We start from the raw sequence: 16,329 nt of genomic DNA, 5'->3' as shown, positions 1-16,329 counted from the left end.
GTTCGGCGCCGAATATAGAAGACAGCGCGCTGCGATCCAGCGAAAAACGCATGAAACATTTTTCATTTGCAGTGCACGCCTACGGTTGCGAGGATGCGCAGGTCCCAATCTGCAAAGTGGCCCATGCCGCGCGTACTCACCATCGAGGACGACCTTGTCACCGCGGAGGAAATCGCCACCGAGCTGCGCAGCCACGGCTTCGAGGTGGATCTGGCCAGCGACGGCAGCAGTGGCCTGGCGCTGGCACGTTCAGGCGACTACGCGGTGATCACCCTGGACCGCATGCTGCCCGGCATTGACGGGCTGGCCCTGGTCACCACGCTGCGCCATGAAGGCATCGCCACGCCGGTGTTGATGATCAGTGCGCTGTCGGACGTGGATGAACGCGTGCGTGGCCTGCGTGCTGGTGGCGACGACTACCTGACCAAGCCGTTCGCCTCCGATGAAATGGCCGCGCGCGTGGAAGTGCTGATCCGGCGCCAGGGCCAGGCCGCTGCCAGCGACAAGGTGCTGCGCGCCGGCGACCTGGAACTGGACCTGATGAGCCGCTCGGTACGCCGTGGCGGCCAGGAGATCAACCTGCTGCCGACCGAGTTCAAACTGCTGGAATTCCTGGTCCGCAATGCCGGCCAGGTGGTCACCCGCACCATGTTGTTCCAGGAAGTCTGGGGCTACCACTTCGACCCGGGCACCAACCTGATCGACGTGCATATCGGCCGGGTGCGCAAACGCATCGAACAACCCGGCCGGCCGCAGCCGATCTTGACCGTACGTGGAACCGGTTATGTCTTCGACGCGCAATCCTGACCATTGGCGCTCATCCAGCAGCCGCCTGCTGGGCCTGTACTGCATCCTGTTCGTGGCCTGGTCCAGCCTGCTGCTGGGCGTGATGTACTGGCGCATCTCGGACTACCTGAACGACCTGACCGAATCGGGCCTGCAGCAGCGCGCCCATCTGTTCATGAGTTTCGACGGCCCAGCGCTGGATGACGCGCTGCGCGACAGCCAGCGCTTCGACCTGCACCAGGTATATACGTACGGGCTGTTCGACAAGTCCGGCGTGGCGATGGCGGGCCCGCTGACGGCCATCCCCGAAGGACTGCCGCTGGATGGCAACTCGCACCAGGTAGCGGGTTGGACGCTGGTCGATGGCCGCCACGAGAGCGGTGGCAGCGCGCTCGGCGTGGTGACCCGGGATGGCCGGACACTGGTGTTCGTGCGCCAGAACGGCAAGCTGATGGCGGTCAACAGCATCATCCTCGATGCACTGCTGTGGGGCGTGTCACTGACCGTCATCCCCGGGCTGGTGGGCTGGCATCTGCTGCGCCGGCGCCCATTGAAGCGGATCCAGCAGATCGAAGCGGCCACCAACCGCATCATTGCCGGTGACCTCGGGCAACGCCTGCCGGTATCCAACCGACGCGATGAGATCGATCGGCTGTCGAGCATCGTCAATGCCATGCTGGAACGCATCGAACAGCTGATGACCGAGGTCAAAGGCGTGTGCGACAGCATCGCGCATGACCTGCGCACACCGCTCACGCGCCTGCGTGCACACCTCTACCGCATGCGCGTGGGCCTGGACGAGCACGACCCGCATGCGGACCCGCTGGACAAGGCGCTGGCGGAGACCGACATGCTGATGGCGCGCTTCGCCGCCCTGCTGCGCGTGTCCGAGCTGGAAAGCCACCAGCGCCGTTCGGCCTTCGACGAGGTCGACATCGCCGACCTGCTGCAGGAACTGCACCAGTTCTACCTGCCATTGGCCGAAGAGAAACAACAGGATCTGCAACTGCAGGTCGCGCCGCAGATCGGCAAGCTGCGCGGCGACCGCGAACTGCTGTTCGAAGCGGTGGCCAACCTGCTGTCCAACGCCCTGCAGTTCACGCCTGCGCACGGGCGCATCCTGCTGCGCGCGGTGGACGACCACGGCGCGCCCCGGATCGATGTGATCGACAACGGGCCGGGCATCCCGCCGCAGGACCGCACCTTGATCTACCAGCGCTTCTTCCGCGGCAGCAGCAGTGCCGGGCAAGGGCCCGGCTTTGGCCTGGGGCTGTCGATCGTGGCCGCCATTGCCGGGCTGCACGGCTTCCGTGTCCGCGCCGGCAGCGCGCCCGGCGGCGGCGCCTGGATGAGCATCCGCGGCGCCGCAGACGGCCTGCCCTGAAGCTGGACTCATCACCGGCAAGTGCATTTGGGAATCATTTGTATTTGGAAGCAGGCATCCGGATAATCCGCCGTCACCGCCCTTCCCGGATTTCCCACGATGCCCGCCCTGACGTCGCGCCGCCCGCTGCTGTACACGCTGTTCCTGCCCACCCTGCTGGCGTCGGCCATCGCCCAGGCCCAGGACGGCACTGCGGCCCGGACCCTGGACAAGGTGACCGTGGTGGCCGAGCGCGCCAGCACCGCGACCAAGACCGACACCGCCCTGACCGAGACGCCGCAGGCGATCAGCGTGGTCACCCAGCAGCTGTTCACCGATCGCGGCGCACACAACCTGCAGGAAGTGCTGCGCTACAGCGCCGGTGTCACCGCCGACGCCTGGGGCCTGGACACCCGCAATGACGCCAGTTCGGTCCGTGGCCTGGACCCGGTTCAGTACCAGGATGGCCTGCGCCGCAGCTACGGCTTCAGCCCGCTGGCACGCCCGGAGGTATACGGCCTGGAACGGGTGGAAGTGCTGCGCGGCCCGTCATCGGTGCTGTACGGAGCGGGCGCCACCGGCGGCATCATCAACGCCATGAGCAAGCGCCCGAGCTTCGGCGCCGCCAGCGGTGAGGTCGGCCTGCAGCTGGGCAGCTTCGATCGTCGGCAGCTGCAGGGCGACATCGGTGGTGCGCTGAATGACGACGGCACGGTTGCCGGGCGTTTCGTCGGTCTGGTCCGCGAATCGAACATGCAGACCGATGTCCTCAAGGACGACCGCGTGTATCTGGCACCCTCGATCAGCTGGCGCGGTGAACGCAGTACGTTGACCCTGCTGGCCAGCTACCAGCACGACAAGACCGGCTCCAGCCAGCAGTTCCTGCCGCTGGCCGCCACCCTGCACGCAGCGCCCGGTCGCCGCCTGGATCCGACCACCTTCATCGGCGATGCCGGTTTTGACCGCATCGATTCGCGCGTGTACAGCCTGACTGCCCTGTTCGATCATCGCTTCAACGATGCGGTCAGCCTGCGCTCGGCGGTGCGCTACATCGACGGCAAGACCACCCTGCAGCAGTTGTATGTGGACAGCTACAGCAACCCGGAAAACCCCTTCATCGATGCCGACCGGCGCGTGGTCAACCGCACCGCCTACGGCACGCAGCCGGACATCCAGGTGATCAGCGCCGACAACGCGGTGCAGTTCGACTTCGCCACGGGCGCCTTCCAGCACCTGCTGCTGGCCGGCGTGGACTACAGCCAGTACAAGGAGCAGCTGCAGCGGCTGGATGCCACCGGCACGCCCATCGACGTCTACGCGCCGGTATCGACCGCCCCGACCGTTCGTGGCTGGGAGCGCCAGCCGGACCAGGAGTCTTCCCAGCTAGGCATGTATGTGCAGGACCAGATCCGCTGGGCTGATCGCGTGTCGCTGGTGCTGGGTGCGCGTCGCGACCATGCTCGTTCGAAGACCGAAGGCCAGCCCAGCCAGACCGACGATGCCACCACCTACCGCGCCGGCCTGATCGGCGACGTCGGCGGCGGCGTATCGCCGTACCTGAGCTACAGCGAATCGTTCCTGCCGGTGTCCGGCCAGGATCTGTTCGGCAATGCATTCAAGCCGATGCGCGGGCGCCAGGCCGAAGGTGGCATCAAGTGGCAGCCGGCCCGCAACATGCTGTTGACCCTGGCCGCCTACCGCATCACCGAGACCAACCGGCAGACCAACGACCCGGACAACGTGCTGAACGTGGTGCAGACCGGCCAGATCCGTTCCAAGGGCGTGGAGCTGGAAGGCCAGTTCCAGTTCGCCAACGAGCTCACCGTCACGGCAGCCTTGGCGCGCAACGAAGCCGAGGTCAGCCGCAGCAACTTCGCACTGGAAGTGGGCGAACGCCTGAACGACACCCCGCAGGACCTGGCCTCGGCCTGGGTGTCCAAGGGCTTCCAGCTGGACGACGACGCACGGATGAAACTCGGCCTGGGTGTTCGCCATGTCGGCAACACGGTGTCGCTGGGCAATGGCGGCCGCGTCATCACCCCCAGCTACACCCTGGCCGATGCGCTGGTGGAAGTGCAGGTGACCAACTGGACCTGGGCCTTGAACATCACGAACCTCACCGACAAGCGTTACTACGCGCCGTGCCGCACCTTCGGCGATTGTTTCGCTGGCTACCCGCGCGTGGTCACCGGCACCATCAGCTATCGGTTCTGAGCACGGCAACGGCCGGCGACCGCCGCAGCAGCACATGCAGCAGCAGGGAGCTGCCGGCGGTCAGCGCCGACAACACGTGCAGCAGCTGCGCCAGCGCTTCGCCGCTGGCGCGCTGCAACTGCAGCGACGTTGACCCAGGCAGCAGCGGCTGGGCCGAATGCAGTGCACCGGTAGCCAGATAAACCGCGGCCTTGCCCACTGCCGGAGCGGATGCGCCCGGCAGGCGTTGACCGATGAGCGTCGCCAGCAATGCAGTCACCGCAGCAAGTGCGATGCCCTCGCCCGCTACCCGCACCGTGCCGAAGATTCCCGCCGCCATGCCCGCGCGTTGCACCGGCACTACGCTGACCGACAACCCGTCCATCAAGCCCCATGGCAATGCGGTGCCTGTACCGATCAGCACCAGCAGCGGGATCCATTGCGCCGGCAATGGATGTGCCGCCTGCCGCGACAGCAGATACAGCCCCAGCGCGCAGAGCAGCAACCCAGCCACACACAGGCGCGTGCTTCCCAGCCGGACGGCCCAGCGCGCAGCCAGCAGTGGCAGCACCAGCATCGGCGCGGACAGTGCCAGCATCTGCACGCCAACGGTGGCGACGCTCTGGCCATGCACGCCCAGCAACTGCAACGGCAGGACCACCAGCAGCACCACGTAGCCGAAGCAGGTTGCCACCGGCAGCAGCTGCACTCCGACGAATGCCCGCTGTGCGAACAGCGAAAGATCGAGCAACGGCGCCGGCTGCCTGCGCTCGATCAGCACGAACGATGCCGCCAGCAACACGGTCGCCAGCAATGCCCATCGCACCCGCGCTGCGTACAGGCCGAATTCGCCCAGCCACAACAGCGCCAGTGTCAGCATGCTCAGTGTCAGGCTGAAAGCCAGCATGCCCGATACGTCCAGCTGCGCAGCCTGCCCGCGGCTCTCCGGCAACATGCGGGCTGCCAGCGTGCACGCCAGCAGAGCCAGTACACCTCCGGCCGCAAACACGCTTCGCCAGCCCAGCGCCTCAAGCAGTACGCCTGCAAGTAGTGGCCCCAGCGCCAGGCCGGCACCGAAGGTCGTACCCAGCAGGGCAAACACGCGCGTGCGGGCCTGGCCGTGCCACGCCTGCGCCAACGCGGCGCTGCCCGACGCCAATGCCGCCGCAGCGCCCACGCCTTGCAACCCGCGCGCCAGGTCCAGCCAGAACAGATCCGGCGCAAGGCAGACGAACATCGTCGCCAACGCGAAGCCGCCGCTGCCCAGCAGGAACAGGCGACGCCGCCCATAGCGGTCCGCCAGCCCACCTGCCGCCAACAGCAGGCTGCCGAATCCGAGCATGAAGGCGTTGGTCACCCAAGCCAGCGAAGCGGGCGAACTGGCCAACTGGATGGCCAACACCGGCACCGCGACAGCGCCGGCCGAGAACGACAATGGCAACGCGAGCGCGGCCAGACACACCGACAACAGGGCCCAGCGCCGTTGCGCGGAGTGGGAATCGGTCAGAAAACGGGCCATCGCGGCCTCCTGCAGAAGGGGCCATTGATGATGAACAGGCCGCGATCCGGGAAAAACAGGCCCGCAGGCGTTTGATTGCAGCCAGATGTTCCGCAATCATTCCGCCATGGACTCCATTTCCGCACTGCTGGCCTTCGTCCGCACCGCCGAGGCCGGCAGCATTGTCGGTGCCGCCCGGGTGCTGGGCCTGTCCGCCTCCGCAGTGGGCAAGCGGATCGCCCGCCTGGAGCAGGACCTGGGTACGCGACTGTTCCACCGCACCACGCGCCGCATGCACCTCACCGACGAAGGCGACCTGCTGCTGCAGCGCTGCCGCCGGGCATTGGATGAACTATCCGAGGCCCAGGCTGATCTTGCGCAACGCCAATTCGCTCCGCGCGGCCTGCTGCGGATTGGCCTGCCCACCATCGGCTACCGTTTTCTGCTGCCGGTGCTGCCCGGCTTCCAGCAGCGCTACCCGCAGGTGCAGTTGGAACTTGATTTCAATGACCGCCTCGTGGATGTAGTCAGCGAAGGGCTGGATGCGGTGATACGCAGCGGTGAACTGGCCGATTCCAGCCTGATGTCGCGTCGCCTCGGCAGCTTCCACTTCGTGCTGTGCGCAGCGCCGGTGTACCTGCGAACACACGGCTGGCCACAGTCGCTGCCGGAACTGCGTTCACTGCAGGCGGTGCGTTTCCGCTTCCCGACCACCGGCACGCTGCAGCCCTGGAGCCTGCCCGGCGTGAATGGCGATGCCGGCGCTGCTCTGGCTACGGCAATGACCTGCAACAACATGGAAGCGCTGCTGGCTGCGGCGATCGGTGCCATGGGCGTGGCCTGGATGCCTGATTTCCTGGCGGCCGAAGCACTGGCCGATGGCCGGCTGCAGCAGGTGCTGCCGATGCTGGAACGGCAGCACGGACAATTCTCACTGCTGTGGCCGGGCAATCGCCACCCCAGCGCGCGCCTGCGGGTGTTCATCGATTACACGGCCGAACATCTGTTCGCCCGTCCCCGCTGAGCAGACAGATGCACCGCCCGCCGCCGCTCCCGCGCACGACGTGCATTGCCACCCCCGAGGCAAGCGCGATCAGCGCATTCGTGGCTGACCACGAACTGGCGGCGGGCGATGCGGGTTGGYGTACCGGACAACTCTGGGACTGACCGGCGGATCATTGTGATCCCCACACATCGCCCACCACGGACAGCGGGGCACGAGATCCGCAGGCGCCATCCGTGCGCCTGCCGATCACGTGCCAGAGTTGATTGTGGGACGCCAATCCCAGTCGGCCGATGATGGCCGACGGGGACATGCTGGTCGTCGTAGCCGAGGCGGTATGTAGGGATTGCCCGCACCGGTGCATCAGGCTTGCCGCAGGCATGATTCCCGAAGACAGAACTGCCGGCCGAATCACATTCCGGAGGCATGCACGACGCGGATCACCGCCGCACCCGCGCATGCAATACGGATGCTCTGCCGGCAATCACGACACTACCGGTTGTGCTGCCATCGCCAGGAAATTCTGCAGCACCGGCGTGGGTGATTCCGGGCGCATGCAGAACTGCAGTTCGAACGCAGCGTTGCCGCCGTCCAAGGGCCGATAGACGATTTCCTCGGGACGGAACCCGGCCATGCTTGCCGGCACGATCGCCACGCCCGCTTCGACGGCCACCAGCGACAGCACTGCGTGCATGCCCTGTGCTTCCTGCACGACCCGTGGCGTGAAGCCGGCAGCAGTACACAGGCCCAGCACCTGCGCGTGGAAGCCGATGCCTTCGGCCGATGGCCATGAAACGAACGGCTCGTCCACCAGGGCTGGGACATCCAGCCGTTGCCGTGCGGCCAGCCGATGCGCGCGCGGCAGGGCAATGGCCAGTCGATCATGGTCGAACGCCTGCAGATGCAGCTCTGCGGAAATGATCGGCGGAATCAGGATGCCCAGGTCGATGCGCCCTTCGCGCAGCCACTGTTGCTGCTGCCGCGAGGTGGCTTCGTGCAGATGCAGCTGCACCTGCGCAAACGCATGACGGAACTGGCGGATCAGCGCCGGCAGGCGCCCATAGAGTGCGCTGCCGACATAGCCTACGCGCAGGCTGCCGGTCTGCCCTGCCGCCGCTTCCCGCGTGCGCTGCAGCGCCTGTTCGGCATGCTGCAGGGTTGCACGCGCCTCCACCAGCAGCGTCTGCCCCGCCGCGGTCAGGCCCAGCGTGCGGTTGCCGCGTACGATCAGCCCGGTACCCACCTCGTCTTCCAGGCGCCGCATCGCCGCCGTCAATGGCGGCTGCGACATGTGCAGGCGTGCAGCAGCGCGATGGAAGTGCAGTTCTTCGGCCACCGCCACGAACTGGCGGAGCAGGCGCAGATCGATCATTTCATCGCAGGCAGGTGGAGACCTGCCTAGGGTACGCGTTCAACCGCGCGCATCGACACTCGGCCGCGCAATGACCGGCCACTGCAGGGCCACCGATTCGATGCTGTCCGCTGCGACCGCACGCAGGTCGCGCGGATAGGCCACGTGTTCGGCTTCCTGCAATCGCAATGCATGGAACTGGCCGTTGCTGGCCCGCAGTGTCCAGCCACCCTGCCGGCAACGCGTGGAGGCAAGGAAGGCAACCCCGGGCGCCACCGCCTCTGGATGCAGTTCATCCGGTTCCCCATCGATGCCCCACATGCGGGTCTTGGCCACCGGCGACACCGCGTTGACGACGATGCCGTGTTCGGCACCTTCCAGGGCCAGCACATTGACCAGCCCCTGCGCAGCCAGCTTGGCCATCGCGTAGCCGCACAGGCCGCGCTGCGCATACTGCGGGTACAGCGCGCGATCGGATGTGGTCAGCACGATGCGGCCGCCGCCGGCAGCACGCATCGCAGACCATGCCGCCTGTGCCAGCCACAGCGGTGTCTTCGCCGCCAGGCACAGCATCTGCTCCAGCGCATCGTCTTCCACCACTTCGATACCGGCGTAGGCCACCCAGCCGGCGTTGTGGATGATGAAGTCCAGGCGACCATGCCGCTGCAGGATGTCCTGCACGAGCGCGTGGCAACCGCTGCGCTGGTTGATGGGGCCGCTGGCGGCTTCGACCGGCAGGCCCTGGGCATGCAGTGCTGCCACCGCCTGGGCGATGCGCTGCGGATCGGTACCCGTGCCGTCCRTTGCGGCGCCCACGTCATGCATCACCACGTGCGCGCCACGCTGGGCCAGCAGGCGGCTGTAGGCCAGGCCGAGGCCACCGGCGGCACCGGTTACCAGGCCCACCTGGCCTTCGAACGAGATACTGGAATTGGGTTTCATCGGCACAGCTTCAACCAAGCGCGCCGGCCCCGGCCAATACTGTTGGCGGCACGCCACGATACGCCCACGCTATCGCGCGTCATCGGCTGAAGCGGCGGGCGCCGGCCACGCAGATCACCGCTGCCACGGTCACCAGCAACATGCCGGCGCTGACGGTCTCGTGCAGCAGCAGCGCCGCCAGCGCCAGGCCGAAGAACGGCTGCAGCAGCTGCAGCTGGCCGACCGCCGCGATACCGCCTTGGGCCAGGCCGCGATACCAGAACAGGAAACCGACCAGCATGCTGAACACCGCCACGTACCCCAGCGCCCACCAGGCCGACGCGGCGACCGCCGTGAACGAGGCCGGACGCATCGCCACCAWCAGCGGCAGCATCACCGGCAATGCAAGCAGCAGTGCCCAACTGATCACCTGCCAACCACCCAGATGCCGGGCCAGGCGACCGCCCTCTGCGTAGCCGAGCCCGCACACCACGATTGCCGCCAGCATCAGCAGATCGGCCTGCAGCGAGGCCTCGATGCCGTTGCGTGCGGCATAGCCGACCACACAGGCGCTGCCCAGCAGCGAGAAAACCCAGAATGCCGGGCGTGGCCGGTCGCCGCCGCGCAGGACGCCGAATACCGCCGTGCTCAGCGGCAGCAGTCCGAGGAACACGATGGTATGTGCCGAGGAGGCGTGGCGCAGGGCGAGCGCGGTCAGCAACGGGAAGCCCACCACCACGCCCAGGCTGACCAGCACCAGGCCGGGCAGATCGCTTCTGACCGGACGCGGCTGGCGCAATGCCAGCAGCAGCACCAGCCCCAGCAACGCGGCGATGCTGGCGCGCGCGGCAGTAACGAAGCTGGCGTCCAGTTCCATCACCGCCATGCGAGTGGCCGGCAAAGAGCCGGCGAAGATCACCACACCGATGAAGCCATTGATCCACCCGCTTGCCGACCGTTCCACACCCTGCTCCAGAAGTACCGGGCAATAGCCGGCTGTGCCCATCATTGAGCCACCGGGCGCCGGCGATACACAGCTACAATCCAGTACAGTTACAAGTAACTGTACTGCCCACAATTCCCTTACAGTCGCTCTCATGTCCCAACCACCCAGCCGCATCGACAGCGTCATCCACGCCGTCCGCTCACGCATCAGTTCACGCCTGGATGGCCCGGGCAGCCGCCTGCCATCGGTGCGCGCGCAGGCGGCGACTATGGGCGTTTCCGTGTCCACCGTGGTGGAGGCCTACGAGCGATTGGCGGCCGAAGGCGTGATCGCCGCGCGCGCCGGCTCCGGCTTCTACGTGGCTGGCCCGGCAGCACCGCTGGCGCTGGCCGAGATGGAACCGCGTCTTGATCGCGCGGTGGACCCGCTGTGGGTGTCGCGGCAATCGCTGGAAACCCCGTCCGGCCACCTCAAGCCGGGCTGCGGCTGGATGCCCAGCGACTGGCTGTACCACGATGGGCTGCGCCGTGGCCTGCGCCGCATGGCCCGCGCCGACGCCGCACACCTGGTCGACTACGCAGGGCCGCTCGGCCTGCCGGCACTGCGGCAGACGCTGCAGCGACGCGCGGCCACGCTGGGCATCGACGCGTCGATGGAGCAGTTGCTGCTGGCCGAATCGGGGACGCACGCGGTCGACCTGATCTGCCGCTTCCTGCTGAAGCCCGGTGACTGCGTGCTGGTCGACGACCCGAGCTATTTCAATTACCACGCGATGTTGAAGGCCCATCAGGTGCAGGCCATCGGCATACCGTACACACACACCGGGCCGGACCTGCAGGTGTTTGCCAGCGCGCTGCAGGAACACGCGCCACGCCTGTACATCACCAATGCCGGGCTGCACAACCCGACCGGCGCAGTGCTGTCGGCGACCACGGCACACCGCCTGCTGGGCCTGGCCGAACACAGCGAACTGATCATCATCGAAGACGACATCTTCGCCGACTTCGAGCTGCGCCCGGCGCCGCGGCTGGCGGCCCTGGATGGATTGTCGCGGGTGATCCATGTCGGCAGTTTCTCCAAGACCATTTCCGCGGCATCGCGCTGCGGCTACATCGCCGCGCGCCCCGACTGGATCGAAGCACTGACCGATCTGAAGCTGGCCACCAGCTTCGGCGGTGGGCACCTGGCCGCGCACCTCATGCAGATCGCACTGACCGACAGTGGCTACCGCCGCCACATGCAGGCGGTGCGCACGCGCCTCGCCGATGCGCGCAAGCACACGCTGCGGCAGGTGCAGAAACTGGGCATCACGCCGTGGCTGCAACCCGAAGCAGGGCTGTTCCTGTGGTGCCAGCTGCCCGATGGCCGTGATGCATCGGCGGTGGCCAGGCAGTGCCTGCGCGAAGGCGTGGTGGTAGCGCCGGGCAATGCCTTCAGCCAGTCGCAGCGGGCTGCCGACTACGTGCGCTTCAATGTGTCGCAGTGCCAAGACCCGAAGATCTGGCAGGTGCTTGGGAAGGCGTTGCAGCAGCACAGCTGAGGCATCCGAGTGCGTTATCCTGCCAGCCATCCAGGCAAGGAGCGCCCGCATGCGTCGATGGATCGGCATCACCTTGGTCTGCGGGCTGGCCAGTGGTTGCGTCACGTTCGGGCCACCCGACGGCTCGCTGCAGATCGCTGGCTATGCGCCCACGGATGGCAACTTCCAACTGCAGATCACCGCGCCGGGGGCGTCCAACACGGATGCCGAGCCGGTACAGGGCTATTTTCAACGGCACTTGATGGTTCATTCCAGCAGGCCCGGTCGCGTCGCCCTGCTTTGCAATGGAAGGCTGCAGGCCGAACGCAGCTTCCGCTATGGCCGCGACGTGGGGTTCGGCGAGGTTCTGCCGCTTCTTGTTTTCGAACGCAGCGCGCTGGATCTGGGCGGCAGCACGCCGGTCGTACGCATGCGCGCCTTCCAGTCCGACTTCCTGGAATGGAACAAGGCCTCGCTTGCACGGCTGGCAGAGCATGGCCCATCGCGCGGCCAGGCATTGGCCGATGCGTCGTACGCGAAGCTGGTGGAGCACTATGCCCTGCCGGGCACCTCTCGCACCGTCATGCGCCGGCCCAGCGTCGAGTCAGCGCATGATCCGGAAATGGAACAGGTCCTGGCCGTGCAGATCCTCGGCGACGCAGCGTCCATACGTACCGCGCAACAGCGCCGCTCCACCGTCCGCATCCATGAGTACCGGTTGCAGCGCGTACACGATGACTGGCGATTGGCCGGCCTGTATCGCCTGGAAGCAGACGGGATGAAGCCCGCGCTCTGAAAAGCCCCGGCTCAATGGGCGAGGTAGGTCTCTGCCGGGATGTCCAGAAGCTCCGGACCCGAAAGCGCCGCGCCCTGCAGATCGGCGCCGGTATTCAAGGCATTGTCGATCGCATTGAGCGACGAACTGCGCTGGCAGATCGCCCGGAACGCGGCGCGTGGACCTTCGTGGTACATGACCAGGGCGCGCTGGAGACCGGCGGCGAATACAGGCTCACGGTCGAGCGGCAGTTCATGCAGCTCGCCTTGTGCGTCGGAGGCGGTGAATGTACCGGGCAGCTGCACGCCCAGTTCCATATGACCGATCAGGGCCATGGCGAAGGCTTCAGGCAACCACACCAGCAGGCGGCGCATCTGCCAGTGTTCGCTGCCGAGCGCGAGCAGCGCCCGCTCGGCCTGCTCCTCATCCACGCCCTCCCGTCCCAGCATTGTCAGCGCCAGTTCGAAGGCTTCCGCCGATGGCATCGCGGGGCTGCGAGGGTCCATTCCCGATCTCTTCAATGCATGCAGGCGCAGACCTTAAGCAAAGGCGGGCCACTGTGCAATCGAGACTTGCCGAGCACGGTAAAGTGGATGTTCGCCATTGCCGCAGGAGTCCTTCCGATGTCCTTCTCCGATCCCCACGCCGTGGCCCGCTACGCGGAGGGCCCGCTGCGGCAGGTACCAGGTTTCCTCGGACTGCAGCAGATGAGCCACCTGCTGCTGGCCGAACACGTACCCGATGATGGCGAGGTGCTGGTGCTCGGCGCAGGCGGCGGTCTGGAACTCAAGGCCTTCGCAGAAGCGCACCCGCAATGGCGGATGCTCGGCGTCGATCCTGCCGCGCCAATGCTCGCGCTGGCCGAACAGACCCTGGGGCCGTTGATGGCCCAGGTGACGCTGCTGGAAGGCTACATCGACGATGCCCCGCAGACCGTCTTCGACGGCGCCACCTGCCTGCTGACCCTGCACTTCCTCACCATTGAACAGCGCCTGCACACCCTGCGCGAACTGCGGCAACGGCTGCGACCGGGTTCTCCGCTGGTGGTGGCCCACCACAGCGTGCCGCAGGACGCAGACGGCAAGCATCGCTGGCTGCAGCGCTACGCCGCGTTCGCCGAGGCTTCCGGCATTCCACGTGCCGATACACAGCGCGCGATCGAGGCGATTGCCGAGCGCCTGCCGCTGCTCTCACCCGAACAGGAAGTGGCGCTGCTGCAGGAGGCCGGCTTCGAGAACGTGGAACTGTTCTACGCCGGCTTCAGCTTCAAGGGCTGGGTGGCACATGCGCCGGCCACACCGGTATAGCGCCGCGACGCACGCTCATGGCACCACGGTGATGCCGATCCGCTGCATCAGCAGCGCGACCTGCTGCACATCGAGCGTGGCGCCACGCAGGTTGGTGCTGCGCAGGTCCAGTTCGCCCAGTTCGGAGTTGGTCAGGTCGCAATCGGTGAAGTTGGCGGAATTCCAGTCGACGCCATCGAACTGGCCGCCGGACAGGTCCGACCCCGCAAAACTGGCGCCGCTCACGTTGGCGCCGTCCCAGCGGTTTTCCCACAGCTCGCACTTCTCCAGCGTCACCCGCGAGAAGTTGGCATAGCGCAGGTTGCTCTTCTTGATGAAGGCACTGCAGAACCAGCTGCGCGTGGTGATCTGGTTCATGAAACTGGCGTTGCTGAAATCGGCACCCTGTGCGCGGCATTCGCTGATTTCCAGCCCCAGCGCCTTGATGAAGTTGAAGCTGCACATGCTGATGTCGCACTGGCGGAAGCTGGCTTCCTTCAACGTGGCACCACTGAAACGGCACCCGGTGCGCGTGTCGGCATCGTAGAAGCCGCAGTTCACGAACTCGGTGGCGGTGAGGTCCACGCCGGAGAAATCGCATTCGAGGAACTGCTGGTCGACCACCTTCTGGCCGGTGAACTGATCGGCGCCGATGCGCAGCTTGTGGTGAACAGTGGAGGACATGCAGGGTTCCGTGCCGGGTGCCTTGCCATGATGCCGCGCTGGAAAGGCGATGGACAGCACCAACTCGCGCGCGATTCACCAGCGCTGCAGCCGCAGTGTGTACAGGCGTCCCTACGCGCCGCCACCAACGCCAGATACTGCACATTAACGCACAGACAACCTGGTAGAGCGCATCGGCCGGCAGAGGGCGATCGTGACTGGTGCGCTGCTGGCCTGCGCCGGCGTGCTGGTGCTCACCCTGGTCACGCCATGGCAGGTGTCGTTGGTCGGCTATGTGCTGGCCGGCCTGGGCTGCGCCACCATCGCACCGGCGCTGTTGTCGCTGGCTGGCAGCCAGAACCGGATGCCGCGGGCGATCGCCATCACCGCCGTGTCCACCCTCGGCTTTGCCGGCATTCTTGCCGGCCCGGCGCTGATCGGTTTCGCCGCCAATCACTTCGGCCTCATCGCCGCCTTTGTCGGTGTGGCGATGGCGCTGTTGCTGGTGGCGGTGTCGACGCGCTGGCTGCGGGCATGAGGCGCATGGCGGCGCTTGTGCCGGAATGTCATGCGCAACCGCCGGTAGCCAATGACGGTTGCCGTTGCACATAACGCGGTGCCTGCCAGGCTGAGCAGCAGCAGCATGACCAGCCGCGCACTGTGCTGCCGCAGCATTGCCGGCAAGTCCCAGCTGTGCAGGAAGGAGAACAGCCAGCGACCTGCGCGCTCGCGCTTGCCCAGCGCCAACAGCAGATCGCCGGTGGCCAGGTCAACATAGACGCGGGTTGCCTCAGCGTCATCGAAATCAGCCATCGCCACCGGAAAGCGACGTACCGCGGCGCCGTTCATCGCCTCTGCAGCGCGTGGGTAGAAGTAGGCATCGGGCGCCTGCAGAATGGTGAATCCGCGCAGCCCCGCGTCGGACATCGCCGCGACCCTGCCCCGCAACCATTCTGCACCGAACGCAGTGGACACCTGCAGTGCGCCGCCACGCTCACTGACCACGCGCGAATCGGCATTGCCATCCAGCGCCACCGCGAACAGTTCACCGCCGATGCGTCGCCACTGGATCTCGACCGGCACGAACTGCGGTGTATGCACCGCAGCCAGTACTGCAGCCGGTTGCGCGAGGACGCCAGTATCCGCCGGCACCCCACCCTGATAGCGCGCAACGTCAAGCGAAGCGCGTGAGCTGCTGAACACCCCAAGCGGGTTCATCGACATCAACCCACTGAAGATCCAGGTGAACACGAATGCACTCGCCATCAAGCCGATCAGGTGATGCCAGCGCATCCACGGCTCCTGGTACGGCGTCTTCGACCCTGACCGGTACTGTCCGCGAAACCCCCAGCGCCAGATGCCGACCACGACCCCGCTGATTGCGGCCACCGTGCACAGCGCCGACAGCACGATCACCGTCCAGGTCCAGACCAGGTCCACCGACTGCATGCGCAGGAAGTACAGCCAGTGTAACCACGCACCCACATAGTTCCAGCGCTGCTGCAGGCGCGGTGCATCCAGCACGACTTCGCCGGTATGCGAGGACACGTAGACATCACCGGGCTGTGCGCCGCCGACGCCGACACGAAACAGCGGTCGATGCGGATCCAGCGCGCGCGAATGCGTCCAGCGGTCTTCGTCCAGCGGCATGGCGCCAACGAAGGCAGGGCCGCCGGCGAACTGCGCGGCGGAAACCTCGGCCAACTGCGCCGATACCGGCGGCAATGCCTGTCCGGTAAGAACCGACCACGCGCCCACGTTCGCGCCGGAGCGCACCACGTAGGCGGGCTCGCCACGCAGCGTCGTCAACACGACGCGCTCAGGCTCCTGTCGCACCACTTGCGGCAGCACGGAAAGTGCCTGCCAGCCCCGCGCGTCGACCAATGCGGGCAGCGCGGCCAACCGCTCCGCTGGCGTCAGCTTCGGGTAGCCGACGAACAGCATCACCATGCCGCTGACGAACCACAGCAGCATCAGCAGGCACCCGCCGATGCCCAGCCAGCGATGCGTCAGGTAGGTCCAGCG

The 16,329-nt window shown here is 66.6% G+C and carries 14 protein-coding genes and 1 pseudogene; 8 read left to right on the top strand and 7 right to left on the bottom strand.

Translation table 11 applies throughout. From position 1 onward, the window contains the following. The first annotated feature begins 123 nt into the window (after positions 1-123). From AB4Y84_RS01705 to AB4Y84_RS01695, 3 genes are all read left to right on the top strand, one after another. Positions 124-807 carry a response regulator transcription factor gene (locus AB4Y84_RS01705; protein WP_025874050.1) on the top strand — a complete coding sequence of 228 codons (684 nt, stop codon included), beginning with the start codon at positions 124-126 and terminating at the stop codon, positions 805-807. Beyond that, the gene (locus AB4Y84_RS01700) at positions 785-2,170 is read left to right on the top strand and encodes a sensor histidine kinase (RefSeq protein ID WP_088101195.1); all 1,386 of its coding nucleotides are present in this window, start codon (positions 785-787) and stop codon (positions 2,168-2,170) included. The genes AB4Y84_RS01705 and AB4Y84_RS01700 overlap by 23 nt, the downstream gene beginning before the upstream one ends. 99 nt (positions 2,171-2,269) lie before the next feature. Then, entirely contained in the window at positions 2,270-4,363 is a 2,094-nt protein-coding gene (locus tag AB4Y84_RS01695; RefSeq protein ID WP_442243892.1) for a TonB-dependent siderophore receptor, read from the top strand. Here AB4Y84_RS01695 and AB4Y84_RS01690 read toward each other — a convergent pair. Continuing rightward, positions 4,347-5,861, bottom strand: a complete 1,515-nt coding sequence (locus AB4Y84_RS01690; RefSeq protein ID WP_363730214.1) for an MFS transporter — start codon at positions 5,859-5,861, stop codon at positions 4,347-4,349. The two genes, AB4Y84_RS01695 and AB4Y84_RS01690, sit on opposite strands and share 17 nt — an antisense overlap. A 106-nt stretch (positions 5,862-5,967) precedes the next feature. On the opposite strand from AB4Y84_RS01690, the gene AB4Y84_RS01685 reads away from it, so the two are divergent. Further along, positions 5,968-6,864: a LysR substrate-binding domain-containing protein gene (locus tag AB4Y84_RS01685; RefSeq protein ID WP_059063312.1), complete on the top strand. Its 897-nt coding sequence runs from the start codon at positions 5,968-5,970 to the stop codon at positions 6,862-6,864. A gap of 463 nt (positions 6,865-7,327) precedes the next feature. Here AB4Y84_RS01685 and AB4Y84_RS01680 read toward each other — a convergent pair whose 3' ends face one another. From AB4Y84_RS01680 to AB4Y84_RS01670, 3 genes are all read right to left on the bottom strand, one after another. Beyond that, on the bottom strand, positions 7,328-8,215 hold the full coding sequence (locus AB4Y84_RS01680; protein WP_223494397.1) for a LysR family transcriptional regulator: 888 nt from the start codon (positions 8,213-8,215) through the stop codon (positions 7,328-7,330). A 39-nt stretch (positions 8,216-8,254) separates the two neighbouring features. Then, entirely contained in the window at positions 8,255-9,136 is an 882-nt protein-coding gene (locus tag AB4Y84_RS01675) for an SDR family NAD(P)-dependent oxidoreductase (RefSeq protein WP_442249699.1), read from the bottom strand. A gap of 79 nt (positions 9,137-9,215) precedes the next feature. Continuing rightward, positions 9,216-10,079, bottom strand: coding sequence for a DMT family transporter (locus AB4Y84_RS01670; protein WP_442249698.1), 864 nt, complete (start codon positions 10,077-10,079; stop codon positions 9,216-9,218). A gap of 133 nt (positions 10,080-10,212) precedes the next feature. On the opposite strand from AB4Y84_RS01670, the gene AB4Y84_RS01665 reads away from it, so the two are divergent. Next, on the top strand, positions 10,213-11,601 hold the full coding sequence (locus AB4Y84_RS01665; protein ID WP_442243895.1) for an aminotransferase-like domain-containing protein: 1,389 nt from the start codon (positions 10,213-10,215) through the stop codon (positions 11,599-11,601). A 49-nt stretch (positions 11,602-11,650) separates the two neighbouring features. Then, positions 11,651-12,376 carry a hypothetical protein gene (locus AB4Y84_RS01660; RefSeq protein WP_442243896.1) on the top strand — a complete coding sequence of 242 codons (726 nt, stop codon included), beginning with the start codon at positions 11,651-11,653 and terminating at the stop codon, positions 12,374-12,376. Positions 12,377-12,387: 11 nt separating this feature from the next. On the opposite strand, the gene AB4Y84_RS01655 is transcribed toward AB4Y84_RS01660, so the two are convergent. Next, positions 12,388-12,861 (bottom strand): hypothetical protein, encoded by a 474-nt coding sequence (locus AB4Y84_RS01655; protein WP_132825776.1) that lies wholly within the window; start codon positions 12,859-12,861, stop codon positions 12,388-12,390. A 117-nt stretch (positions 12,862-12,978) separates the two neighbouring features. On the opposite strand from AB4Y84_RS01655, the gene AB4Y84_RS01650 reads away from it, so the two are divergent. Then, on the top strand, positions 12,979-13,662 hold the full coding sequence (locus AB4Y84_RS01650) for a class I SAM-dependent methyltransferase (RefSeq protein ID WP_442243897.1): 684 nt from the start codon (positions 12,979-12,981) through the stop codon (positions 13,660-13,662). A 15-nt stretch (positions 13,663-13,677) separates the two neighbouring features. Here AB4Y84_RS01650 and smqnr read toward each other — a convergent pair whose 3' ends face one another. Further along, positions 13,678-14,325: a SmQnr family pentapeptide repeat protein gene (gene smqnr, locus AB4Y84_RS01645; RefSeq protein WP_442243898.1), complete on the bottom strand. Its 648-nt coding sequence runs from the start codon at positions 14,323-14,325 to the stop codon at positions 13,678-13,680. A gap of 154 nt (positions 14,326-14,479) precedes the next feature. Between smqnr and AB4Y84_RS01640 the strand changes: the two are divergent. After that, positions 14,480-14,842: pseudogene (locus AB4Y84_RS01640) on the top strand (MFS transporter); the annotation flags it as partial. Here the strand turns inward: AB4Y84_RS01640 and AB4Y84_RS01635 are convergent. After that, a partial coding sequence (locus tag AB4Y84_RS01635; RefSeq protein ID WP_442249697.1) for a PepSY domain-containing protein occupies positions 14,758-16,329 on the bottom strand: 1,572 nt, incomplete at its 5' end. The pseudogene AB4Y84_RS01640 and the gene AB4Y84_RS01635 overlap by 85 nt on opposite strands.

Source organism: Stenotrophomonas sp. 2YAF22, from assembly GCF_052114665.1.
Classification (GTDB): Bacteria; Pseudomonadota; Gammaproteobacteria; order Xanthomonadales; family Xanthomonadaceae; genus Stenotrophomonas; species Stenotrophomonas indicatrix.
The sequence above is the reverse complement of the archived record's forward strand: the minus strand, read 5'-3'. Positions and strand labels throughout refer to the sequence as shown.